19 protein-coding genes and 2 pseudogenes are annotated in these 22,355 nt (G+C 71.5%); 12 read left to right on the top strand and 9 right to left on the bottom strand.

Annotated features, from left to right (window positions below; all coding sequences use genetic code 11):
• Nucleotides 1-105: 105 nt before the first annotated feature.
• The gene (locus ACMATS_RS10165) at nt 106-939 is read left to right on the top strand and encodes an enoyl-CoA hydratase family protein (RefSeq protein ID WP_414167740.1); all 834 of its coding nucleotides are present in this window, start codon (nt 106-108) and stop codon (nt 937-939) included.
• Entirely contained in the window at nt 936-3,194 is a 2,259-nt protein-coding gene (locus ACMATS_RS10160; RefSeq protein ID WP_414167739.1) for a bifunctional salicylyl-CoA 5-hydroxylase/oxidoreductase, read from the top strand. Before ACMATS_RS10165 ends, ACMATS_RS10160 begins: the two co-directional genes overlap by 4 nt.
• A gap of 256 nt (nt 3,195-3,450) precedes the next feature.
• Here the strand turns inward: ACMATS_RS10160 and ACMATS_RS10155 are convergent, their stop codons facing one another.
• Both ACMATS_RS10155 and ACMATS_RS10150 read right to left on the bottom strand, forming a co-directional pair.
• Nucleotides 3,451-4,284: a PaaX family transcriptional regulator C-terminal domain-containing protein gene (locus ACMATS_RS10155; RefSeq protein ID WP_390778315.1), complete on the bottom strand. Its 834-nt coding sequence runs from the start codon at nt 4,282-4,284 to the stop codon at nt 3,451-3,453.
• Nucleotides 4,277-5,932, bottom strand: a complete 1,656-nt coding sequence (locus tag ACMATS_RS10150; protein ID WP_414167738.1) for an AMP-binding protein — start codon at nt 5,930-5,932, stop codon at nt 4,277-4,279. Before ACMATS_RS10150 ends, ACMATS_RS10155 begins: the two co-directional genes overlap by 8 nt.
• A gap of 135 nt (nt 5,933-6,067) precedes the next feature.
• Here ACMATS_RS10150 and ACMATS_RS10145 point away from each other — a divergent pair, with 135 nt between their 5' ends.
• The gene (locus ACMATS_RS10145) at nt 6,068-7,207 is read left to right on the top strand and encodes an acyl-CoA dehydrogenase family protein (protein WP_414170689.1); all 1,140 of its coding nucleotides are present in this window, start codon (nt 6,068-6,070) and stop codon (nt 7,205-7,207) included.
• Nucleotides 7,204-7,605: pseudogene (locus ACMATS_RS10140) on the top strand (RidA family protein); the annotation flags it as partial. The gene ACMATS_RS10145 and the pseudogene ACMATS_RS10140, both read left to right, overlap by 4 nt.
• Nucleotides 7,606-7,796: 191 nt before the next feature.
• On the opposite strand, the gene ACMATS_RS10135 reads toward ACMATS_RS10140, so the two are convergent.
• The 3 genes from ACMATS_RS10135 to ACMATS_RS10125 all read right to left on the bottom strand — a co-directional run bounded on the left by ACMATS_RS10135 (nt 7,797) and on the right by ACMATS_RS10125 (nt 9,953).
• A complete protein-coding gene (locus ACMATS_RS10135; protein ID WP_414167737.1) occupies nt 7,797-8,402 on the bottom strand; it encodes a hypothetical protein in 606 nt (201 codons plus the stop codon).
• Between the two features lie 27 nt (nt 8,403-8,429).
• Nucleotides 8,430-9,134: a hypothetical protein gene (locus tag ACMATS_RS10130; protein WP_414167736.1), complete on the bottom strand. Its 705-nt coding sequence runs from the start codon at nt 9,132-9,134 to the stop codon at nt 8,430-8,432.
• 279 nt (nt 9,135-9,413) lie between these two features.
• Complete coding sequence (locus ACMATS_RS10125; protein ID WP_414167735.1) at nt 9,414-9,953, bottom strand: flavoprotein; 540 nt, start codon at nt 9,951-9,953, stop codon at nt 9,414-9,416.
• A gap of 88 nt (nt 9,954-10,041) precedes the next feature.
• Between ACMATS_RS10125 and ACMATS_RS10120 the strand changes: the two genes are divergently transcribed.
• Complete coding sequence (locus ACMATS_RS10120) at nt 10,042-11,295, top strand: helix-turn-helix domain-containing protein (RefSeq protein WP_414167734.1); 1,254 nt, start codon at nt 10,042-10,044, stop codon at nt 11,293-11,295.
• 87 nt (nt 11,296-11,382) lie between these two features.
• Complete coding sequence (locus tag ACMATS_RS10115) at nt 11,383-11,832, top strand: hypothetical protein (protein ID WP_414167733.1); 450 nt, start codon at nt 11,383-11,385, stop codon at nt 11,830-11,832.
• Here ACMATS_RS10115 and ACMATS_RS10110 read toward each other — a convergent pair.
• A complete protein-coding gene (locus tag ACMATS_RS10110) occupies nt 11,814-12,599 on the bottom strand; it encodes an amidohydrolase family protein (RefSeq protein WP_414167732.1) in 786 nt (261 codons plus the stop codon). The genes ACMATS_RS10115 and ACMATS_RS10110 overlap by 19 nt on opposite strands.
• Before the next feature lie 100 nt (nt 12,600-12,699).
• On the opposite strand from ACMATS_RS10110, the gene ACMATS_RS10105 reads away from it, so the two are divergent.
• Nucleotides 12,700-13,068 carry a MerR family transcriptional regulator gene (locus ACMATS_RS10105; protein WP_414167731.1) on the top strand — a complete coding sequence of 123 codons (369 nt, stop codon included), beginning with the start codon at nt 12,700-12,702 and terminating at the stop codon, nt 13,066-13,068.
• A gap of 108 nt (nt 13,069-13,176) precedes the next feature.
• On the top strand, nt 13,177-14,073 hold the full coding sequence (locus ACMATS_RS10100; protein ID WP_414167730.1) for an alpha/beta fold hydrolase: 897 nt from the start codon (nt 13,177-13,179) through the stop codon (nt 14,071-14,073).
• On the opposite strand, the gene ACMATS_RS10095 is transcribed toward ACMATS_RS10100, so the two are convergent.
• Entirely contained in the window at nt 14,070-15,599 is a 1,530-nt protein-coding gene (locus tag ACMATS_RS10095; RefSeq protein WP_336416879.1) for a helix-turn-helix domain-containing protein, read from the bottom strand. The two genes, ACMATS_RS10100 and ACMATS_RS10095, sit on opposite strands and share 4 nt — an antisense overlap.
• Nucleotides 15,600-15,689: 90 nt before the next feature.
• On the opposite strand from ACMATS_RS10095, the gene ACMATS_RS10090 reads away from it, so the two are divergent.
• Entirely contained in the window at nt 15,690-16,700 is a 1,011-nt protein-coding gene (locus ACMATS_RS10090; protein ID WP_414167729.1) for a hypothetical protein, read from the top strand.
• A gap of 1 nt (nt 16,701) precedes the next feature.
• Complete coding sequence (locus ACMATS_RS10085) at nt 16,702-17,070, top strand: GntR family transcriptional regulator (protein ID WP_390778304.1); 369 nt, start codon at nt 16,702-16,704, stop codon at nt 17,068-17,070.
• A 73-nt stretch (nt 17,071-17,143) separates the two neighbouring features.
• Here the strand turns inward: ACMATS_RS10085 and ACMATS_RS10080 are convergent.
• Nucleotides 17,144-17,566 (bottom strand): annotated as a pseudogene (locus ACMATS_RS10080) (Uma2 family endonuclease); the annotation flags it as partial.
• Between the two features lie 75 nt (nt 17,567-17,641).
• Between ACMATS_RS10080 and ACMATS_RS10075 the strand changes: the two are divergent.
• Nucleotides 17,642-18,400, top strand: coding sequence for a class I SAM-dependent methyltransferase (locus tag ACMATS_RS10075; RefSeq protein ID WP_414167728.1), 759 nt, complete (start codon nt 17,642-17,644; stop codon nt 18,398-18,400).
• A 255-nt stretch (nt 18,401-18,655) separates the two neighbouring features.
• Complete coding sequence (gene acnA, locus ACMATS_RS10070; protein ID WP_414167727.1) at nt 18,656-21,370, top strand: aconitate hydratase AcnA; 2,715 nt, start codon at nt 18,656-18,658, stop codon at nt 21,368-21,370.
• A gap of 74 nt (nt 21,371-21,444) precedes the next feature.
• Here the strand turns inward: acnA and ACMATS_RS10065 are convergent, their stop codons facing one another.
• Nucleotides 21,445-22,308: an FG-GAP repeat domain-containing protein gene (locus tag ACMATS_RS10065; RefSeq protein ID WP_414167726.1), complete on the bottom strand. Its 864-nt coding sequence runs from the start codon at nt 22,306-22,308 to the stop codon at nt 21,445-21,447.
• Nucleotides 22,309-22,355 lie beyond the last annotated feature (47 nt).

The raw sequence follows: 22,355 nt of genomic DNA, 5'->3' as shown, positions 1-22,355 counted from the left end.
GTACGTCCCAATTCCTATCGCGCACTCGTGACGACAGTCACGGAGCGGTGATAACTTCGCCGGGCAGGCACTCCGCACCTCCCTTCGGTCGAAGGAGGACGCCCGATGAGTCCGTTCACCGGCTCCGCATCCCGCACCGGCGTCGAGGAGTGGCGGCACCTGCGCCTCGCCCTCGACGCCGGAGTCGCGACCGTCACCCTCACCCGGCCCGGCAGGCTCAATGCCCTCACCTTCGGCGCCTACGCCGACCTGCGCGACCTGCTGCCCGAACTCGCCCGGGACGGAGGCGTGCGCGCCCTCGTCCTCGGCGGCGAGGGAGGCGGCTTCTGTTCCGGCGGGGACGTCGACGAGATCATCGGCGCCACCCTCGCCATGGACACCCGGCAGCTCCTGGACTTCAACCGGATGACCGGCCAGGTCGTCCAGGCCCTGCGCAGCTGCCCGTTCCCCGTGATCGCCGCCGTGCACGGGGTGGCCGCCGGCGCGGGCGCCGTGCTCGCGCTCGCCGCGGACTTCCGCGTCGCCGACCCGACCGCGCGCTTCGTCTTCCTCTTCACCAAGGTCGGCCTCTCCGGGGGCGACATGGGCGCCGCCTACCTGCTGCCCCGCGTCGTCGGCCTCGGCCATGCCACGCGGCTGCTCATGCTCGGCGAACCGGTCCAGGCCGAGGAGGCCGAACGCATCGGGCTGGTGAGTCAGTTGACGGACACAGGGGGTGCCCCCGCCGCCGCCCGTGCCCTCGCCCGCCGTCTCGCCGACGGGCCCGCCCTCGCCCATGCACAGACCAAGGCCCTGCTCACCGCCGAACTCGACATGCCGCTCTCCGCCGCCGTCGAACTCGACGCCACCACACAGGCACTGCTGATGAACGGCGCCGACTACGCCGAGTTCCACGCCGCCTTCACCGAGAAGCGGCCGCCCAAGTGGCAGGGCCGATGAGCGCACCGGCCGCGCAGCGCGTCGCCGTCATCGGCGGCGGGCCCGGCGGCCTCTACGCCGCCGCCCTGCTCAAACAGCGCGCACCCGAACGCGAGATCACCCTCTGGGAACGCAACGCCCCCGACGACACCTTCGGCTTCGGCGTCGTCTTCTCCGACGAGACGCTCGACGGCATGGAGGGCGCCGACCCGGTCGTCTTCGCCGTGCTGCAACGGGAGTTCGTACGCTGGGACGACATCGACGTCGTCCGCCGCGGCACGGTGCTGCGCTCCGGCGGCCACGGCTTCGCCGCCCTCGGCCGGCACCGGCTCCTGGAGATCCTCCACGAGCGCTGCCGCACCCTCGGCGTCGGCCTCCGCTTCCGCACGGAGGCTCCGCCTGCGACGGAACTTGCGCGCTCGTACGACCTCGTGATCGCCGCCGACGGCGTCCACAGCCGGACGCGCGACACCCACCGTGACCACTTACGTCCCACGCTGACCACCCACCGCTGCCGCTACATATGGCTCTCCGTCGAACTCCCGCTGGACGCCTTCCATTTCGAGTTCGCCGAGACCGACTACGGCATCGTGCAGCTGCACGCGTACCCGTACGACGCCGGTTCCAGCACCGTCATCGTCGAGATGCGCGAGGAGGTGTGGAGGCGCGCGGGATTCGACCGGTGCGACGAGGCCGAGACCCTGAAACGGTGCGGCGCCCTTTTCGCGGACCTCCTCGACGGCCGACCGCTGCACTCCAACCGCTCGGCCTGGACGGCCTTCCGCACTGTCGTCAACGAGCGCTGGTGGCACGGCAACACGGTCCTGCTCGGCGACGCCGCCCACACCGCCCACTTCTCCATCGGCTCCGGCACCAAGCTGGCCGTCGAGGACGCCGTGGCCCTGGCCGACCGGCTGGACCGGCAGCCCGACGTCGCCACGGCCCTGGCCGCGTACGAGGCCGAGCGGCGCCCGGTGGTGGAGTCCACGCAGCGCGCCGCCCGCGCGAGCCTGGAGTGGTTCGAAGACCTCCCCGTCCACATCGGGGGCCCGCCGCGGCGGTTCGCGTTCGACCTGCTCACCCGGAGCCGCCGGGTCACCCATGACAACCTGCGCCTGCGCGACCCCGGCTTCGTCGCCTCGGTCGAGCGCGAGGCCGGCGTTCCGGCCGGGACACCGCCGATGTTCACTCCCTTCCGGCTGCGCGGACTGACCCTGCGCAACCGGGTGGTCGTCTCGCCTATGGACATGTACTCCGCCGTCGACGGCACTCCCGGCGACTTCCACCTCGTCCACCTCGGCGCGCGGGCGCTGGGCGGCGCCGGGCTGGTGATGACGGAGATGGTGTGCGTCAGTGCGGAGGGCAGGATCACGCCGGGGTGCGCGGGCCTGTACGCGCCCGCGCACGAGGAGGCCTGGAGCCGCATCACGGACTTCTTCCACGACCGGGCCCCGGGCACCGCCATCGGCGTCCAGCTCGGCCACTCCGGTCGCAAGGGCTCGACCCGGCTGATGTGGGAGGGCATCGACCAGCCGCTGCCCGACGGCAACTGGCCCGTCGTGGCGGCGTCGGCGATCCCGTACCGCGCGGGCGTCAACCAGACGCCGCATGCGCTGACCGCGCCCGAAATGACCGTGATCCGCGAACAGTTCGCGGCAGCGGCCGGGGCCGCGGCACGGGCCGGATTCGACCTGCTGGAACTCCACTGCGCCCACGGCTACCTGCTGTCGGGCTTCCTGTCACCGCTCACCAACCACCGCACGGACGCGTACGGCGGCAGCCTCGACGCCAGACTCCGCTACCCGCTGGAGGTCTTCGACGCGGTGCGGGCCGCGTGGCCCGCGGAACGGCCCATGACGGTACGCATCTCCGCGACCGACTGGGCGGAGGGCGGCACGACGGGCGACGACGCGGTCGCCATCGCCCGGGCGTTCGCGGCCCGCGGGGCCGACGCCGTCGACGTCTCCACGGGGCAGGTGGTCCCCGAGGAGCGTCCGGCGTTCGGGCGCTCGTACCAGACCCCGTTCGCGGACCGGATCCGGCACGAGGCCGGGGTGCCGGTGATCGCGGTGGGGGCGATCTCGTCGTGGGACGACGTCAACTCCCTGATCCTGGCGGGCCGCGCGGACCTGTGCGCGCTCGCGCGTCCGCACCTGTACGACCCGCACTGGACCCTCCACGCGGCGGCGGAGCAGGGGTATGAGGGGCCGGGTGCGGTGTGGCCGGTGCCGTACCGGGCGGGGAGCAGGCGTCCGCCCACGGGGCGGAGGGGGTAGGGGGCTGCGCCCCTCTGCCGTGTCCGGCGGATCTTCGTCACACGGCACCACGGCGCCCCGTCAGGGGCGCGGGGAACTGCGCGACCAGCCACCGACGGCCTGCAGCCGACGTACCACCCCAGGGGTCCGGGGCGAAGCCCCCTGGGGCACCCCCAGCGGTAGCTGGGGGACTCGGCTGCGGGCGCGTCGTGGCTGGTCGCGCAGTTCCCCGCGCCCCTGACGGGGCGCAGCCCCCGAACCGGGGGCTTGGGTCCCCTCACAGCACCGGCGTCACAAATTCCTCCCCCGCATCCCGCAACCGCCCGTGCAGCGCCGCGAAGACCCGTGACGCCCGCCCCCCGGGCCAGTCGGACGGCAACAGCCCCGCCGGCAGCCCGGGGTCGGCGTACGGCAGGCGCCGCCACGAGTCCAGCGCCAGCAGATAGTCCCGGTACGCCGCCTCCGCCGGTACCGGCCGCCTGCGGGACCAGCGCCGCAGCACCGGCTCGTGCGTCTCCAGGAACGTCCGGTGCTGCTTGGCGAGCGCCTCCAGGTCCCACCACCGCGCCACCGACTCCACGGTCGGCTCGAAGCCGAGGTGGCTGCCGCGGAACAGGTCCACGTACCCCGACAGGCCCAGCCGTTCCAGCGTGTGCCGCGTCTCGTCGTGCACATGGGCCGGTGCGATCCACACCCCGGGCGCGGCCGTCCCGAAGCCGAGCCGGGCGAGCCGGGAGCGCAGCAAGTGCCGCTTGTGGCGCTCCTCTTCGGGGACGGAGAAGACCGCCAGCAGCCAGCCCTGGCCCGAACGGGCCGACGGGCGGCCGTAGATGCGCCGGTCGCCGTCCTCCAGGAGCTGCCGGGCGGCGTTGGACAGCCCGTATCCGGCCGCACCGGACGCCGTGCGGCCGGATACGAGCAGCCCGCGCCGCTTGAGGCGGGAGACGGCGGACCGCACCGAGGGTGCGTCCACGCCCACCGAGCCCAGCAGCCGGATCAGTGCCGCGATCGGCACCGGTCCGGCCGGTGTTCCGGTGCTGCCGCGGCCGTAGGCGCCGTAGAAGGTGACGATGAGGGACCGTGGAGTGTGGGGCGGTTGCTGGTCAGTCACGGGGAAACTGTAAAGGGCCGGAGCGGAGCCGGAACCGCTGCAGTTTGCCGGTTGGCGTGCGGGGCAGGGTATCGAGGAACACGATCTCGCGAGGGCACTTGTAGGGAACGATCTCCTTTTTGGTGAACTCCCGTAGTCTCGCGACGGTTTCGGGACCGCGCGGCACTCCGTCCCGTAGCACCACATAAGCCACCACGATCGCACCCCGGTGTGCGTCCGGCCGTCCGACGACGGCCGCCTCCCGCACGTCGGGATGGCGCAGCAGGGCCTCCTCGACCTCGGGGCCGGCGATGTTGTTGCCGGCGGACACGATCATGTCGTCGGCGCGGGCGACGAAGGTGAAGTAGCCGTCCGTGTCGCGGATGTAGGTGTCGCCGGTGATGTTCCATCCGTTGCGCACGTAGTCGCGCTGCCTCGCATAGGCGTCCGCGCCGGCATCCGCGTCGACCAGGTAGCGGCACCCGGTCGGCCCGCGGACGGCCAGCAGTCCCGGCCGCCCGTCGGGGACCGGGCGCCCGTCGGGCCCGAGGACACAGGCCTCGTAACCCGGTACGGGCAGGCCGGTGGCGCCGGGGCGGGCGGCCTCGTCGGCGGCGGAGATGAAGATGTGCAGCATCTCGGTGGCGCCTATGCCGTTGATGAGGCGCAGCCCGGTCGCCCGGTGCCAGTCGTGCCAGAGGGCGGCGGGCAGGTGCTCGCCCGCGGAGACGCATCTGCGCAGCGACGAGACGTCGTAGGGGCGGTCGTGGCCGTGGAGTGCTCCGAGCATGCTGCGATAGGCGGTCGGGGCGGTGAACAGCACGGATATCCGGTGGCGTTGGACGTCGCCGAGCAGCCGCTCCGGTCCGCCCCAGTCGGCCAGCACGGTCGACGCGCCCGCGCGCAGCGGGAAGACGACGAGCCCGCCGAGCCCGAACGTGAACCCCAGGGGCGGGCTGCCGGCGAAGACGTCGTCGGGGCGCGGTCGCAGCACTTGGGCGGAGAAGGTGTCGGCGACGGCGAGCACGTCGCGGTGGAAGTGGGCGCAGGCCTTGGGCCGTCCGGTGGTTCCCGAGGTGAAGGCGATGAGGGCGACGTCGTCCGCGGAGGTCTCCACCGGAGCGTAGGACGGGGGTTTGTGCACGGCGCGCCACAGCAGGTCGTCCGCCGTGCCGCCCCCGTACGGCGTGATGCGCAAGTGTGGTATATGCGCGTTCGTCAGGCCGTCCGTCGACCGGGTGTCGCAGAGGGCGTGCCGGATGTCGGCGATGCCGCAGATCGTGGCGAGTTCGCGGGGCCGCTGTGCGGCGAGGACGGTCACGGCGACGGCCCCGGCCTTCATCACCGCCAGCCAACAGGCCGCCAGCCAGGGCGTGGTGGGCCCGCGGAGGAGGACGCGGTGTCCGGGCAGGACGCCCAGGTCGTCGGTGAGGGTGTGCGCGATCCGGTCGACGTTCTCCTTGAGTTCCCCGTACGTCCACACGCCGCCGGCGCCGTCAAGGACGGCGGGCCGGTCCGCTCCGAGCCGCGCGATCGTGCCGTCCAGCAGCTCCGCGCCGCAGTTGAGGCGCGCGGGGTGGGGGAGGGGCCGGAGCCCGGGCCACCGGTCGGGGGACGGGAGGTGGTCGCGGGCGAAGGTGTCGACGTGGGCGGACGGCATGAACTCCATGGCGGATGCGCCCCCTTGGGGGAGGTCGTCGGGGGTCTTGTGTCGCTACCGATCCGCTGTCAGCGTATCGAGTTGATGACGACAGTCAACAGAGCGCGATATGGGTCGGAGGGTGAGGGGGAACGATCGATGGCGATGCCGTTCGCACTGGACCGGGAGCAACAGGCGTGGTGCGCCGAGCTGCGTGCGCTGGCTGCGGAACGGCTGCGCCCGCTGACGCCGAAGAGCGAGCCGGGACGCGTCAACAGGCCCCTGGTGGCGGCCCTGGGTGAACTCGGCCTGCTGAGCCGGGTGTTCCCTCCGGACGGCACCCCCGTCCGGGCCATGGACCTCTGCCTCCTGCGGGAGTCCCTGGCACGGGAGTGCACGGAGGCGGAGACGGCCCTCGCCCTGCAGGGCCTGGGCGCGTACCCGGTCGCCCGCCACGGCACCGCGCGACAGCGCTCCCGCTGGCTCCCGGAGGTGGCGGCCGGCCGCACGGTCGCGGCCTTCGCACTGAGCGAGCCGGGCGCGGGCTCGGACGCGGCCGCACTGGAACTGCGGGCGGTTCCGGCGGCCGGTGGCGGCTGGCGGCTGACGGGCGAGAAGTGCTGGATCTCCAACGCCCCGGACGCGGACGTGTACACGGTCTTCGCGCGGACGGGGGAGGCGGGCGGGACGCGGAAGGGCCGCCGCTCCGGCATCACGGCCTTCCTCGTCCCCGCCGACCGCCCGGGCCTGCACGGCACACCGCTCGACATGCTCAGCCCGCACCCCATCGGCACCCTCGCCTTCGACGCGGTGCCGGTGGCACCGGACGACGTGATCGGCGAGGTGGGGGAGGGCTACCGGGTGGCCATGGCGACCCTCGACCTCTTCCGCCCGAGCGTCGGCGCGTTCGCGGTCGGCATGGCCCGCGCCGCGCTGGACGCGACGATCGCGCACGCCGCGGAACGCCGGGCCTTCGGCGGCCCGTTGAAGGACCTCCAGTCCGTCTCCCACCGCCTCGCCGAGATGGCGACCCGCACCGAGGCCGCGGCCCTGCTGGTCTACGCGGCGGCAGCGGCCCACGACGCCGGGGAACCCGGCATCGCCCGCCGCTCGGCGATGGCGAAGCTCTTCGCCACCGAGACCGCCCAGTACGTCGTCGACTCCGCCGTCCAGCTCCACGGTGCCCGCGCCCTCCGCCATGGCCACCTCCTGGAACACCTCTATCGCGAGGTACGGGCCCCGCGCATCTACGAGGGCGCGACGGAGGTCCAGCGCACGATCATCGCGAGGGAGCTGTACCGATGACACCGCACCTGCACCGCCTGAACCCGGAAGGCCTGCCGCCGCCCGTCGGCTTCACCCACGCGGTGACCGCTGCAGGCGGCCGGCTGGTCTTCCTCGCAGGACAGACGGCACTGGACGGGGAGGGCCGGCTGGTGCCGGGCGGCCTGCCGGAACAGTTCGAGCAGGCCCTGACGAACCTGCTGGCGGCCCTGCGGGCGGCGGGCGGAGAGCCGCGCGACCTGGCGCGCGTGACGGTCTACGCGACGGACGTCGCGGACTACCGCGCGTGCGCCCGCCAATTGGGCGCCGTCTGGGGCCGCTTGGCGGGCCGCGACTACCCGGCGATGGCGGTCGTCGGGGTGACCCGGCTGTGGGACGAGGCGGCGGTGGTGGAGTTGGACGGGGTGGCGGTGGTGCCTTGGGCCGTGTCCGGCGGATCTTCGTCACGCGGCACCGCAGCGCCCCGTCAGGGGCGCGGGGAACTGCGCGACCAGCCATGACGCGCCCGCAGATGCCGTGCTGCCCAGGGCTTCGCCCCGCACCTTCGGGTGGTGGGTCGACTGCGGGCCGTCGGTGGCTGGTCGCGCAGTTCCCCGCGCCCCTTCGGGCGCTAACCCTCGCCGGGGAGGTGCGTGACGAAGGCGGGCCGGCCCTGCACGGTGCCGGCCGGCCGGAGCTCGTGCGCTGCGGCGCTCACGGCGCGCTCGACGATGGTGTAGGCGAGGCCGACGTCCATGCCGTCGTCCCCCAGCCCGGCCAGAGGGACATGGATCGTCACCACGTCACCGCGACCGGTACGCCCGACGGCGACATCCGTGGTGCGGTGTCCGTCGGTGACGACCCGGAGCAGGTCGACTGGTTCGGCGAGGTACGCGTACCAGGCATCGCTGCGCCGCCCGAGCTCGTCGAGGAGCCAGGCGTGGCCGGTGAGCGGAGGGAACTCGTCGGCGGGGAGCCGAGCGGGGCCGGCCGCGGCGATCTCCCGCAGGAGCGCGTCGCGGCCGGCCTCGGGATCGGACAGGAGGAGCTCGATGCCGCCGGGGACGCCGGGCCATTGCACGGTCACCCGTGCCCGGCCGGAGGCGAGGTCGACGTCACGGACGCAGAGTCCGAGGTCGGTGCTCCCGCACTGCACGGCACCCAGGTCGACGAGCAGCGGCGCCCACCACTCCGCGGCCGGCAGGGTACGGGCCGGCCGGACGGGACGTCGGCTCATCGCAAGGTCCTTTCCCGGCAACTCGGATCAGATGTTGATGGCGTTCTTGACCCAGTCGGGACAACGCCCTTGCACGCCTTCGCAGTAGGCGGTGATGACGCCCTTGGGCAGCATCGGGATTTGGGCGCCGAAGTCTACTCCCGCCCGGACGGCCTGGACCTTGTCGACGCGGCAGGTCCTGAAGATCCACCATCCGCTGCACTTCACGTGCAGCACGTCGGTGAAGTAGTTGTAGGTGTTCGGACGCCCGTTCATCTGCTGCTTCCCGGCGGCGCCCGGACGCGGGTACTGCGTGGTGGCTTGGACGGCCTTCATGGTGAGGTTGTGCTTCTGCTCTATTTTCGTGAACCCGAAGCCCCTGTCCCTGGCAGGGTCGTAGTAGCCCCGCCGCATGTAGACGGTCCAGCCGTCACGGTCCTTCCACTGCCCGACCAGGTCGTCGGGGCCGCTCATCGTGTGACTCTCCGCATCGGCCCCGGCCGTGCGGGGCGCCTTTCCGGCGCCGAGCTGCTTCACCGCGGATTCCGGAACTCCGTGCTGACGGAGATCGGCGAGCCGGAACGAGCCGTTTCTCGGAATTCCGGATCCGTTGTCGAAGACGGAGAACTCCACGTCCCCGGACGAGCCCTGGGCGGAGGGCGCTGCTGTCGCTGCGGACGCCGGCGCCGCCGTGAACAGCCCGGCCGCGAGGCCGAGTGCCGCCGTGGCGACGGCGTACCGTCGTGCATTCACCTTACGCATGGTCCCCCTTGAGGTGACTGCCGTGCACTTCCGTTGCCGGACCCTCGCGACGCGATCCGGCCACCAGCAAGCTAGGGAGACCCCGCGCGGCGCGTCGACCCCGGCCGGGGTGAATCGGACAGGCTCAGTTGGTGTGCACGGCAATCACCATTTGCAACAAGGGTGTTGGGGGTCGCACAGTTCACGCGCCCGGGCTCGCGGAGCGGGGACCGGTTCCGTTTTCAGCAGGCTGGGGGCTGCAATGTGACCGAAAGGTTTCGGACACAGGGTTCAGGTGCTTGCTGCTTCCAGTGCGAGCTCCCACGGGTAGGAGTCCAGCCATTCGCTCCCCGCGCCGGGGGCGTGCGGCATCCACTGCCCTTCGCCGTAGAGCACACGAACTCCGGTGCTGCGCAGCACCTCCACCGCGCGGCGCGTCGCAGGGTGCACATCCAGCGCCGTCGACCAGCAGGGCAGGGCCACCACGGGAAGCCCGAGCCCGACGGTCTCGGTGAGGGCGCCGAGGGCGTACGTGTCCGCGATGCCGGCCGCCCACTTGTTGGCGGTGTTCATCGTCATCGGCGCCACGATGACGGCGTCGGCGGGAGGAATGCGCTTCTCCTCGCCGGAACGGCGCCAAGTGCTGTACACAGGGCGCCCGCTGAGGCTCTCAAGCTCCTGCGCGTCGATGAACTGACCGTCGACAGCGGCAGGGGTGGCGATGACGCACACGTCCCAGTCCTGTTCCTTCGCGGCTCGCACCAGACGCACGGCGTCCCGGGCCGGGCCGGCGGCACAGATGATGATGTACAGCACGCGGGTTCTGCTCATGCGGCCGGTTCTCCGATCGGTGAGGCGGGGCTCAGGTGATGTATGCCTCTACTCTTGCAGTGACGAGCTGTTCGGAGAGGGGCTGGCTATGCCATCCGATGCCGGGAACGAGCCGTACACCGACCCGTTGGCCTTCGGTCAGCGACTGCAACTGCTGCGTACACGCCGAGGAATGACGCGTACGGTCCTGGCCGGGCTGCTCGGCCGGTCGCCCTCGTGGGTGAAGGCCGTCGAGTGCGGGCGGCTCAAGACGCCGAAGCTCGACGTCATCCTGCAGATCGCCGAAGTCCTGCGCGTGCGGGAGCTCTCCGAACTCACGGGGGACCAGAGCACCCGCGTCGACCTCTTCATCGGCCCCGGTCATGCGCGGCTGCCGGCGGTACGGGACGCTGTGAACGCGTTCCCGTGCACGGCAAGAGGAGAGGCGCCGACGACGGCGGAACTGCGGATGCGTCTTGCCGGTGCGTGGCAGGCCCGTCACTCGTCGCCGAACCACCGTGAGGTGGTCGGGGCCCTGCTGCCCGGCCTGATCCGCGATGCCCAGCTCGCCGCGCGACAGGCGGACCGGGCGGTGGAGAGGCGGGCAGCGCAGTCCGTCCTCTCGGAGGTCTACAGCCTGAGCCAGTTCTTCCTGGCCTACCAGCCCGACGCCGCGCTCCTCTGGCGCGTGGCCGAACGGTCGATGCTCGCGGCCCAGGAGTCCGAGGACCCGCACGCCATCGGCGTTGCGGCCTGGCTCGCGGCGCAGGCGCACCGCGACTCCGGCCCCGCACACTTCGATGCCGCCGATGCCGTCACGTCGGAGACGCTGGCATTTCTGGAACCCCTGCTGCCCGACGCACCGGACGACGTTCTCGCGGTCACCGGAGCACTCCGCTTCGAAGCGGGGTACACCGCGGCGCGGCGGGGCGACAGCGGAACGGCCTGGTACCACTGGGACAGCGCCCGCGCCATGGCGGACCGTCTGCCCGTGGACTACTACCACCCGGTCACGTCGTTCTCCCGCGCTGTGATGGGCGCGCACGCCGTCACCGTCGCCGTCGAACTCCACGCAGGCGGCGAGTCCGTACGCCAGGCGGCTGCAGCGGACGCGCTCGCGATTCCGTCCCGCCCCCGCCGGGCACGCCACCGCATCGAGGAGGCGCGCGGGTACCAACTGGACGGACAGCACGAGGCCGCGCTCGCGACACTCGACAAGGCCTACGAGGCGGCGCCGGAGACCATCCGTTACAACGGCTACGCCCGGACGATCGTCCTCGGTGAGTCGGAGTCGAGGAGCCCGCACCGACGGCAGCGGGCGGCCCGGCTGGCGGTGAAGCTGGGGGTGTTGGGGGCTGCGTAGGGGGGGCACAAACTGTGCCTCTGCCGTCGTCTGCGCCGCCCTACCGTCTCCTTCGGATCCGCCCCACCGACGATCTGAAGGAGCAACGTGCGTACCTCCACCACCCGTTGGCTTTCCCAGGCAGCCATGGACCCCCGCACTGCCGTCCGCCTCTGGAAGTCGGGCCGGACGGCCCCGCTCCAGATCGGCTGCCGGTGGGAACTGGTGCGCACGGACTTCACCCTGGGCACGGCCGCTGTCAGTCGGCTCAAGGCCGGCGGGGCTCACATCGGCCCCTACCTGATGGGCGGCGCGGAACGCGTGATCTGGTGGCTGCTGCCGCTCGGTACAGGCAAGCGCCTTGCGGCAGTTACCGGCGTCGCTGTCCACCCCAGGGGCGCCGAAATCTTCGCCCCGCCCCCGGGCCGATATCTCGGCGACCGCGTCTGGGTCCTCCCCGACCAGGCCGGGGAACGGTGGAACACCCTCACCTCCGCCGACGATCTGCGCGCGGCCCTGGATGCCGCCGATCACCGTCGTCACAACCCCAGCAACTGAGCCGCGTTGCCCCCCAGCACCCGCTCCCGCACCTCGCCGCTCGGCGTCACCCGCTCCACCATCGCGCACGCCAGCACCGGATCCCCGTACGGTGCATCCGACCCGAACAGCGTCTGTTCCGGGATCTCACGGATCGCCAGCCGCAGAGCGAAGACGATGTTCGCCGTCGACAGCTCCAGGTACATGTTCGGCGTGTCCCGTACGAGTTCGATCGCCGTCATCCAGTGCTGGCCGCCGACCTGGCTGACGACCAGCGGGACCGACGGGTAGCGGGCCGAGAGGCGGGCCAGCGTGTGGAGGTCGGGCTCCGTCGTGGGGGCGGAGCCGTGGACGACGACCGGGAGGCCGCCGTGGTCGTGGGCCGCCTGCAGCACCGGTTCGACGGCGGCCGCGCCGCCCGGCGGCGGGGTCAGTTCGCCGATGCCGTGCAGGCCCCGGCCGACCACGTCCCGTGCCACCGCCTCGGCGATCCCCTCCGGTGTGCCGTCCAGCCGCACCGAGCCGAAGCCGATGAAGCGGTCCGGGTGCGCGGCCAGTGCCGCGTCCAGCTCCTGCCAGGCGCGGGCGAAGCCGTCGTCCCCGTTCTCGGAGCCTGCGAGTGCGCGGTGCAGCACCGCCATCTCCCGGCGCAGCCCGGCCAGATCGGTCGCCCGCTCCGGGTGCGGGCGGGTGGGGAACAGCACCGCGCGGTCCACACCGGCTTCGTCCAGCAGTGCGATGTGGTCCGCCACCGGGTCGTGGACGTGGCTGTGTGCGTCGATAATCATCGGGTCTCCTGAGCGGTTTGAACGGTCTGAACCGTCGGTGGCCAGGAGACCAACGTCGCACCTTGCCACGGTGGCAAGGTCAAGTCAGGGGGGACAGCACGTGCTCATCGGGGAACTGGCCGAACGCACCGGCACCAGCGAACGGCTGCTGCGCCACTACGAGCGCGGTGGACTGCTCACACCCGACCGCCTCCCCAACGGTTACCGCTGGTACAGCGAGCCCCACGTCGAGACCGTGCGACGGATCCGCGCCCTCCTCGCCGCCGGGCTGCCCGTCCGCACCATCCGTGCCGTGCTGCCCTGCACGGCCTCCGCGGGAGAGGCCGTGCGCCCGTGTCCGGGCGTGCTGGACGCCCTCCACTCCCGGCTGGCCGACCTCGACGCCCGGGCCGCGGAACTCGACGAGGCGCGTGCGGTGCTGCGCGCGACGATCGACGGGACGCAGCGTGCGGCGGCGCCGGTGTCATGACGTCTGCGCGGTGCGCCCGCGCCGTCGAAATTGGCGTCCAGCAGGTCGAGTTCGACGGGGAGTGCGCGCAGTCGGTGCACCACCTGCAGGCCCAGGGATACTGGCCCGGTGACGGAATCTGCGACAACACCCTTCACGGCGGCCTACGACGCCGTCCTCGGCAGCTGGCCCGTCCCCGTCGAGCGCATCGACCTGACGTCGGCCTACGGCACCACGAGGGTCGTCGCGTGCGGCCCCGCCGACGGGCCGCCGCTGGTGCTGCTGCACGGCGGCAACGCCACCTCGGCCGTGTGGTTCGCCAACGCGGCCGAGCTGAGCCGCACTCGGCGTGTCTACGCGGTCGACCGGATCGGCGAGGCCGGCCGCAGCGTGCCGGGGGAGCGCCCGGTCCGCTCCGTCGACGACCTCCTCGACTGGCTGGACGGCGTGCTCGACGGCCTCGGCCCAGGCCTCGGCCCAGGCCTCGGCCCAGGCCTCGGCCTGGACCGGGTCGACCTGTGCGGACACTCCTACGGCGGGTGGATCGCCCTCACCTACGCGCTGCACGCGCGGCAACGGGTCCGCAGGCTCGTCCTGCTGGACCCCACCCAGTGCTTCGCCGGATTCCGCGCCGGGTACCTGCTCCGTGCCCTGCCGCTGCTCGCCCGGCCCACCGCCCGACGGGCCCGGGCCTTCCTGGACTGGGAGACCGGTGGCGCCGACATCGACCCTGCGTGGTGCGAACTCCACGGTCTCGCCGCCGAGTTCCCGCGCCGGAAGATCGTCACCGGCAGGCGCCCGGCCGCCCGGCAGCTCGGTGAGCTGACCGCACCGACGCTGGTGCTGCTCGCGGGGGACAGCCGGGCGCACGACGTCCGGCGCGTCGAGGCGGCGGCGCGGCGCCGTCTGCCGCACGTGGAGACCGTCGTCCTGCCCGGACTCTCGCACCACGGCATTCCGTTCCGCCACGCCGCCGCACTCGACAGGACGGTCGAGGCCTTCCTCGACAAGCACTCTCAGGACTAGATGTCCCGGAAGATCTCGATCTGCGCCCCGATCGAGTTGAGCCGCTCCGCCAGGTCCTCGTAACCCCGGTTGATCACATAGACGTTGCGCAGCACCGACGTCCCCTCCGCCGCCATCATCGCCAGCAGCACCACCACGGCGGGCCGCAGGGCCGGCGGGCACATCATCTCCGCGGAGCGCCAGCGCGTCGGGCCCTCGACCAGGACGCGGTGGGGGTCGAGGAGCTTGACGTGGGCGCCGAGGCGGTTGAGGTCGGTGAGGTAGATGGCGCGGTTGTCGTAGACCCAGTCGTGGATGAGGGTCTGGCCCTGGGCGAAGGCGGCGATGGCCGCGAAGAACGGCACGTTGTCGATGTTGAGGCCGGGGAACGGCATCGGGTGCACCTTGTCCAGCGGGGCGCTGAGCTTGGACGGGCGCACGGTCAGGTCGACGAGCCGGGTGCGGCCGTTGTCCGCCGCGTACTCCGGGCCGCGTTCGTGGTCGAGGCCCATCTCCTCCAGGACGGCGAGCTCGATCTCCATGAACTCGACCGGCACCCGGCGGATCGTCAGCTCCGACTCCGTGATCACGGCGGCGGCGAGCAGGCTCATGGCCTCGACCGGGTCCTCGGAGGGCGCGTAGTCCACGTCGCGGTCGATGTGGGCCACGCCGTGGACGGTGAGGGTGGTGGTGCCGACGCCCTCGACCCGTACGCCCAGCTCCTCCAGGAAGAAACAGAGGTCCTGGACCATGTAGTTGGAGCTGGCGTTGCGGATGACGGTCACGCCGTCGTGCCGGGCGGCGGCGAGCAGCGCGTTCTCGGTGACGGTGTCGCCGCGCTCGGTCAGCACGATGGCGCGGGTCGGCGAGACCGAGCGGTCGACCTGGGCGTGGTACGTGCCGTCGGTGGCCGTGACCTCCAGGCCGAAGTGGCGCAGCGCCGTCATGTGGGGCTGGACCGTACGGGTGCCGAGGTCGCAGCCGCCGGCGTACGGGATCTTGAAGTGGTCCATGCGGTGCAGCAGCGGACCGAGGAACATGATGACGCTGCGGGTGCGGCGCGCCGCCTCGGTGTCCATCGAGGCCAGGTCGAGTTCGGCCGGGGGAACGATCTCGAGGTCGTTGCCGTCGTTGATCCAGCGGTGCCGGACGCCGATGCTGCTCAGCACCTCCAGGATCCGGTAGACCTCCTCGATCCGCGCGACGCGGCGGAGCGTGGTGCGGCCGGCGTTGAGCAGGGTGGCGCACAGCAGCGCAACGCATGCGTTCTTGCTGGTCTTGACGTCGATGGCGCCCGAGAGGCGCCGTCCGCCGACGACCCTCAGATGCATCGGCCCCGCGTAGCCGAGGGAGACGATCTCGCTGTCGAGGGCCTCACCGATGCGGGCGATCATATCAAGACTGATGTTCTGATTTCCCCGCTCAATGCGGTTGACCGCGCTCTGGCTGGTCCCCAGTGCGTCGGCGAGCTGCGTCTGGGTCCAGCCCCGGTGCTGACGTGCGTCACGGATGAGCTTGCCGATGCGGGCGAGGTAGGCGTCTGTCATGAGACAGACGGTATCTCAGATATGAGATTTCTTCGCCCCCTACAGCCTTCCCAGGTTTTTCTATTACTATGCGAACAACTTGGAGGTGTCATGAACGTGACCGCAAAACCCTCGGGCAGCCGTGGCCGCAGCCGTCTCCGGCCGCTGCTCGCCGGGGCTCCCTGGCTCCTCGCCTGTGCCGTCTTCCTGACGGTCTTCCAGACCAGCAGAACGCGCCTGCCCGACCCCATAGCCACCCACTTCGTCGGCTCGGGCCGCGCCGACGGCTTCACCTCCCCGGGGACCTTCCAGCTCCAGGGCCTGGGGCTGCTGCTCGGCCTGGCCGTCCTCTTCGTCGCCCTCGGCTATGTGACGGACACTCCGCGACCGCTGGTGGTGATCGCCTGGGCGACCGTCGGCCTGCTCTCCTTCGTCCTCGTCCAGGTCGTCCTGGGCAACGCCGGGGCGGAGTCGGCCCGTCAGGTCCGGCTGGCCCCCTGGCAGCTCCTGGCGGCCCTGGGTGTGGCCGCCGCCACCGGGGGCGTCGGCCTGCTGGTGACGCGCGGCTGGTACCGCGCCGAACCGGGGGCGGGCGCACGGAAGGGCGCGGGGCACCCTCCCGGCCTTGCCCTCCGCCCGGGTGAGACCGCGTTCTGGACGCACACCCAGGTGTCGCGCGGTTTCGGCATCGCCGGGCTGACAGTGCTCGCGCTGGGCTCGACGCTCATCCCGCTGACGGGCGCGGCCCCCGGCATCGTCCTGCTCGTAGCAGGCCTGACCCTCGCCCTGTTCTCGGGCATGCGGACCACCGTCGACCGGCACGGACTGACCGTCGCCATGCTCTGGCTGCCCTGGCCGCGGCTGCGCATCCCCCTGGAGCACATCGCCGAGGCGACCGCCCAGGACGTCGACGCCCTGCGCGACATGGGCGGTTGGGGCTACCGCGTCAGGAGGGGGCGCAGCGGAATCGTCCTGCGCTCCGGCGAGGCGCTGGTGGTGCGGCGGGCGCACGGCAGCGAGTTCGTGGTGACGACGGACGACGCGGCCAGGGCGGCCGCACTCCTCAACGGGCTCGTGGAGCGCGGTCGCGGCCATGCGGCCCCCACGGATCGCAGGGGCTGACGTGCTGATCCGGCTGGACCACGGATCCACCGTGCCGCTCGGCGACCAGATCGCCGCAGCGATAAGAGGCGCCATCGCCGGCGGCTCCGTCCGCCCCGGCGACCGCCTCCCCGCCGCCCGCACGCTGGCCGACTCCCTGGGCGTCAACATCCATACCGTGCTGCGCGGTTACCAGCGTCTGCGCACGGAGGGCCTCATCGAACTCCGGCGCGGCCGTGGAGCGGTGGTGACGAACGGCGGCGACGAGGCGTCGCGGGGCCGCGCCCGGCTCGTCGAGGGCGTGGGGCATCTGGTCGCGGATGCACGGGCGTTGGGGATGACGGACGACGAGGTGATCGACCTCGTGCGGGCGGGGCTGTCGCGGACGTAGGTGTGTTGCGTGTTGCGTGGTCGGCGGGGCCTCGGACGGGCGCGCCGGGCTGCGGCGCGCCGAGCCGATGACGTCAGAACTCGGATGTGTCCAGCCCGAGTTCGAACGGCTCGGGGACGTGCAGCGGCTTGCCGAAGGAGTGTGGCCCGTCCGCCTGCTGGTAGCCGATTTCTCCTGGCTCGCTGAACAGAGTGCATGTACGGCCCTGACGGTCCACCAAGAGGTAGAAAGATGCGCCGAATTCCGCATAGCGGCGACGCTTGACGATCCGGTCGGTGTCGCCGTTCGAGTCGGATGTCACTTCGACGATGAGGAGGGTCTGATCGGGGAGCAGGGCCCCGGCGCCCTTCGTCAGCTCTTGCGGGACGACCGCGACGTCCGGGACGTACCAATTCGTGGTGCCGGGAAGATCCAGGTCTCCTGACCCCGAGATGCAGCCCAGCTTGCGCACCACGGGTTCGAGCTGCCCACGGATGGAATCACCGACGGATTCGTGATGGATCTACAGCGTCGAACGCCTGCCCTGTGCCGGTTCGCTGCAGCAGCCACTCGTACAGGTGATGATACCCCCATGTCACGCACCTTCGAAGATCTCGTCGCCGAAGCCGAGTCCGTCTCCGTGGAGGGCTGGGACTTCTCCTGGCTGGACGGCCGGGCCACCGAGGAGCGGCCCTCGTGGGGGTACCAGCGGCTGCTGGCCGGGCGGCTGGCGGAGGCGTCCGCGGCGCTGGACGTCCAGACCGGCGGCGGCGAGGTGCTGGCGGGGGCGGGGCCGTTCCCGCCCGTCATGGCGGCCACGGAGTCGTGGCCGCCGAACCTCGCCAAGGCGACCGGGCTGCTGCACCCGCTGGGTGCCGTGGTCGTCGCCGACCCCGACGAGCCGCCGCTGCCGTTCGCCGACGAGGCGTTCGACCTGGTGGTCAGCCGCCATCCGGCGAGCGTGTGGTGGAGCGAGATCGCCCGGGTGCTGCGGCCGGGCGGCACCTATTTCGCCCAGCACGTCGGTCCGGGTTCCGTGTTCGAGCTGGTGGAGTACTTCCTCGGGTCACAGCCCGTGGCGCGCGGCAAGCGGCATCCGGACGCCGAGACGGCCGCGGCCCGGGCGGTCGGCCTGGAGATGGCGAATGTGCGCATGGAGCGGCTGCGGATGGAGTTCTTCGACGTCGGCGCGGTGATCTACTTCCTGCGGAAGGTGATCTGGACCGTGCCCGGTTTCACGGTCGATGCCTACCGCGACCGGCTGCGCGAGCTCCACGAGCGCATCACGGCCGAGGGGCCGTTCGTGGCCCACTCGTGCCGGGTACTCGTCGAGGCGCGGAAGCCGGCCTGAGCCGGCACCTACGTCGCAGACCCAGACCCAAAGCCCCGGCCGGGCGTGGACCGGCCCGTCGGGACATCATCAGGACATGACCATTCACCGGCCATGTACTACTGTTATCTCGACATCGAGATATCTGCCGAGAAGGCGTACCGCTGTCGCGCCAGTAAGGCGTACCTAACTTAGGCACACCTTAGCGGGTCCGCGCGGTGATGGGGCGGCAGGATTGCCGTAGTACGCGAATTCATGCACATGAAGGAGACTGTCGTGTCGGCGAACAGCTTCGACGCTCGCAGCACCCTGCGGGTGGGCGACGAGTCGTACGAGATCTTCCGGCTGGACAAGGTGGAGGGCTCCGCGCGCCTCCCCTACAGCCTCAAGGTCCTCCTGGAGAACCTGCTCCGCACCGAGGACGGCGCCAACATCACCGCCGACCACATCCGCGCGCTCGGCAGCTGGGACTCCCAGGCCCAGCCCAGCCAGGAGATCCAGTTCACGCCGGCCCGCGTGATCATGCAGGACTTCACCGGCGTGCCCTGCGTCGTCGACCTCGCCACCATGCGCGAGGCCGTCAAGGAGCTCGGCGGCGACCCGGCGAAGATCAACCCGCTGGCACCGGCCGAGCTGGTCATCGACCACTCCGTCATCGCCGACAAGTTCGGCACGAAGGACGCCTTCGGCCAGAACGTCGAGCTGGAGTACGGCCGCAACAAGGAGCGCTACCAGTTCCTGCGCTGGGGCCAGACCGCGTTCGACGAGTTCAAGGTCGTCCCGCCGGGCACCGGCATCGTGCACCAGGTGAACATCGAGCACCTGGCCCGTACGGTCATGGTCCGGGGTGGCCAGGCCTACCCCGACACCCTCGTCGGCACCGACTCGCACACCACCATGGTCAACGGCCTCGGCGTCCTCGGCTGGGGCGTCGGCGGCATCGAGGCCGAGGCCGCGATGCTCGGCCAGCCGGTCTCCATGCTCATCCCGCGCGTCGTCGGCTTCAAGCTGACCGGCGAGCTGCCCGCCGGCACCACCGCCACGGACCTCGTCCTCACGATCACCGAGATGCTGCGCAAGCACGGCGTCGTCGGCAAGTTCGTCGAGTTCTACGGCGAGGGCGTCGCCGCCACCTCGCTGGCCAACCGCGCCACCATCGGCAACATGTCGCCGGAGTTCGGCTCCACCGCCGCGATCTTCCCGATCGACGGCGAGACGCTCAAGTACCTGCGCCTGACCGGCCGCAGCGAGCAGCAGGTCGCGCTCGTCGAGGCCTACGCCAAGGAGCAGGGCCTGTGGCTGGACCCGGCCGCCGAGCCGGACTTCTCCGAGAAGCTGGAGCTGGACCTCTCCACGGTCGTCCCCTCCATCGCCGGCCCCAAGCGCCCGCAGGACCGCATCGTCCTCGCCGACGCCAAGGCCCAGTTCGAGCGTGACGTCCTCAACTACGTCTCCACCGCCGACGAGGCGGGCGAGGAGTCCTTCCCGGCCTCCGACGCCCCGGCCGCCGCCAACGGCGTCCCGTCGAACCCGGTCACCGTCACCGCCCCCGACGGCACGACCTACACGATCGACCACGGCGCCGTCACCGTCGCCGCGATCACCTCCTGCACCAACACCTCGAACCCGTACGTCATGGTCGCCGCCGCGCTGGTGGCCAAGAAGGCGGTCGAGAAGGGCCTGACCCGCAAGCCGTGGGTCAAGACCACCCTCGCCCCGGGCTCCAAGGTCGTCACCGACTACTTCGACAAGGCGGGCCTGACCCCCTACCTCGACAAGGTCGGCTTCAACCTCGTCGGCTACGGCTGCACCACCTGCATCGGCAACTCCGGCCCGCTGCCGGAGGAGGTCTCCAAGGCCGTCAACGACCACGACCTGGCCGTGACTTCGGTGCTCTCCGGCAACCGCAACTTCGAGGGCCGGATCAACCCCGACGTCAAGATGAACTACCTGGCCTCCCCGCCGCTGGTCGTCGCGTACGCCCTCGCGGGCTCCATGAAGGTGGACATCACGCGCGACGCCCTGGGCACGGACACCGAGGGCAACCCGGTCTTCCTGAAGGACATCTGGCCCTCCGAGGCCGAGGTCAACGACGTCGTGGCCAACGCCATCGGCGAGGACATGTTCAACAAGTCCTACCAGGACGTCTTCGCGGGCGACGCCCAGTGGCAGGCCCTGCCGATCCCGACCGGCAACACCTTCGAGTGGGACGCCGAGTCCACCTACGTCCGCAAGCCCCCGTACTTCGAGGGCATGCAGATGGAGCCGGCCCCGGTCGTCGACATCACCGGCGCCCGCGTCATGGCCAAGCTGGGCGACTCGGTCACCACCGACCACATCTCCCCGGCCGGTGCGATCAAGGCCGACACCCCGGCCGGCAAGTACCTCACGGAGCACGGCGTCGAGCGCCGCGACTTCAACAGCTACGGCTCCCGCCGCGGCAACCACGAGGTCATGATCCGCGGTACGTTCGCCAACATCCGCCTGCGCAACCAGATCGCGCCGGGCACCGAGGGCGGCTTCACCCGCGACTTCACGAAGGTGGACGGCCCCGTCTCCTTCATCTACGACGCCTCGCAGAACTACCAGGCCGCCGGCATCCCGCTGGTCGTCCTGGCCGGCAAGGAGTACGGCTCCGGCTCGTCCCGCGACTGGGCGGCCAAGGGCACCGCGCTCCTGGGCGTCAAGGCCGTCGTCGCCGAGTCCTACGAGCGCATCCACCGCTCGAACCTGATCGGCATGGGCGTCCTGCCCCTGCAGTTCCCGGAGGGCGCCTCGGCGGACTCCCTCGGCCTGACCGGCGAGGAGACCTTCTCCATCACCGGCGTGACCGAGCTCAACGAGGGCCGCACGCCGCGCACGGTCAAGGTCACGACCGACACGGGCGTGGAGTTCGACGCGGTCGTCCGCATCGACACCCCCGGTGAGGCGGACTACTACCGCAACGGCGGCATCATGCAGTACGTGCTGCGCTCGCTGATCCGCAAGTAGCAGCCAAACGCCGAGGGCCGCACCCCGATTGTCCGGGGTGCGGCCCTTTGCCATGCGCTTACGGCATCCGCCGGTCAGAACAGGTTGGTGTACTCGTCCCAGCCGCCGCCGATGCGGACCCGGTTGTCGAACGGATCGTTCTGGTTGCCGTTGCCCTTGTAGAGCCAGAGGACGCCGTCGTGGTCGCGTGCGAGCAGGTCGCTGCGCCCGTCGAGGTTCACGTCGCCGGACGAGACCAGCATGTCGTAGGCGTCCCAGCCGCCGCCGATGCGGACGCGGCTCTCGAACGGGTCGTTGATGTTGCCGGTGCCCTTGTAGAACCACAGTACGCCGTTGCGGTCCTTGGCGACGATGTCCGTGTGGCCGTCGCCGTTGAGGTCGCCGCGGCCGACGATGTCGGTGTAGACGTCCCAGCCGGGACCGACGCGGACACGATCGGTCAGGGTGCCGTCCGGGCGGGCCTGGTAGATCCAGAGGTCGCCGGTCTTGTCACGGGCGAGGAGCGACGGCGTACCGCTGCCGGTGAGGTCACCGGGGGAGAGTAGACGGTTGTAGATGTCCCAACCGCCGCCGATGCGCCGGACGTTGTCCTTGAGGTGCGCGAGGTAGAGCGAGCCGTCGGCCGTACGGAAGTAGTGGCTGTCGACGAGACCGTTCTGGTCGAGGTCGACCTGGACGGTGGCGGTGGCGCGCCAGCGGGGGGCGACCTGCTTGCGGTCGCCGAACCCGCCGTGCCCGTCGGGCAGGTACTCGAAGAGCGCGCCGGCCCCGTCGGTGGCCAGCAGGGGGAAACGGGGCGACTCCGCCCGCGATTCGTGGGACGGCGCCGGGTCGGCGTTCGCGATTCCGGCGGTGGTACCGACCAGTACGGCGGCTATCGCCGCGGTGGCGAGGCGGGACAGGGCGCGCCTGCGCGTGCGGCCGGGAAGTCGGGCCATGTAGTGCTCCTATGGCAGGGAGGAGGAAGAGGAAAAGGAGCGGCGCC

Source organism: Streptoverticillium reticulum (assembly GCF_047456005.1).
Lineage (GTDB): Bacteria > Actinomycetota > Actinomycetes > Streptomycetales > Streptomycetaceae > Streptomyces > Streptomyces reticulum.
The sequence above is the reverse complement of the archived record's forward strand: the minus strand, read 5'-3'. Positions and strand labels throughout refer to the sequence as shown.